The sequence below is a fragment of the Bradyrhizobium sp. P3_C3 genome (genome assembly GCF_056402655.1).
In genome coordinates this window covers 1-1,145 of sequence record NZ_JBFUGY010000139.1, presented here as the reverse complement: position 1 = coordinate 1,145, position 1,145 = coordinate 1, and the positions used below count along the sequence as shown (strand labels likewise).

The following is a 1,145-nucleotide window of genomic DNA, read 5'->3' as shown; positions in this document are numbered from 1 at the left end:
ATACGTGGCAGCCTCACCCGAAGCGAAATGCCGGTGGCGGCCGCTCTGACCCGATCGATACTGGAGGGGGCAGACCTAGTTGCCAGCGATCCCGCCGATGCCGCAGCAATCTATTCGGGCTACGGCGGGAGAGGATCCGTAGAGGATCTCGCCACCATGTACCGTAGCCATACTCACCACAATCACCCGGTCGGGGCCACGCTCAAGAAGCAGCTTCTACTCTACACCGACGAACTCAAGGCAGTGAACGTCATGAAGCGAAGCACTGACCCGGCCAAGTTCGCCGAGCGGATTTATCTTGACGTTCTAAGCTGAGCCGATTGGGAAGATCCGCAGTGAGCTCGGTCATCGATGAAGTGCCGAGGCCATCAGAGAAATCGGGTTTCGGCTTTTTTGAAAGTTCGACCACTCGGTCGTTGATCGGCGGACTGTCTGTTGCCGCCGCATGGTCTATGGTCGCCGTGCTCACTGCGCTCTGGCCGGATAAGCCCGAGAGCGATTGGGCCTACACGGGCGGCTTCGCGATTGCCTGCGGCGCGTTGGCCCTTGCGCTCGCCCTGGCAGCCTTTGCCGGCGTTCGTTTTGTTGCTTTTCAGCGTCTCCAGCGGCTCTCCCCGTGGCTGTTTGCGCTCGCGCTGTTTTTTGCTGCCTGGGAGGCCGTCACAGCAAAGCTTGGATTGCTGCCGTTGCCGTTCTTTCCGCCGCCGCAGGCCATTGTCGAAGTCGTAATCGATGATTGGGGGCGGCTGGCCGAAGGCATCTTCGCCTCAGCGCGTCTGCTCGCGACCGGTTACTTTCTCGGTGCGGCGGTGGGGTTCGTAACCGGCGTGGCGATCGGCTGGTCGCGGCTCGCCGGTTATTGGATCCACCCAGTTTTGCGGTTCATCGGGCCGCTGCCCGCGACAGCTTGGCTGCCGCTCGCATTTTTCGTTTTCCCGTCGAGCTTCAGCGCCAGCATTTTCCTGATTGCGCTCGCCACCGGGTTTCCGGTCACCGTGCTGACCTGGTCGGGCGTCGCCTGCGTGAAGAGCGCCTATTACGATATTGCGCGGACATTGGGAGCAACCCAGCGCTTCCTCGTGCTCAAGGTTGCCATTCCGGCGGCAATGCCACATGTCTTTGTTGGCCTGTTCATGGGTCTCGGC

The 1,145-nt window shown here is 61.1% G+C and carries 1 protein-coding gene and 1 pseudogene; both read left to right on the top strand.

The window, feature by feature from the left end; genetic code table 11:
- A pseudogene (locus AC1DW2_RS43795) lies at positions 1 to 315 on the top strand (ABC transporter substrate-binding protein); the annotation flags it as partial.
- 101 nt (positions 316 to 416) lie between these two features.
- The coding region (locus tag AC1DW2_RS43790; protein ID WP_477009212.1) for an ABC transporter permease at positions 417 to 1,145 on the top strand (729 nt) is incomplete at its 3' end.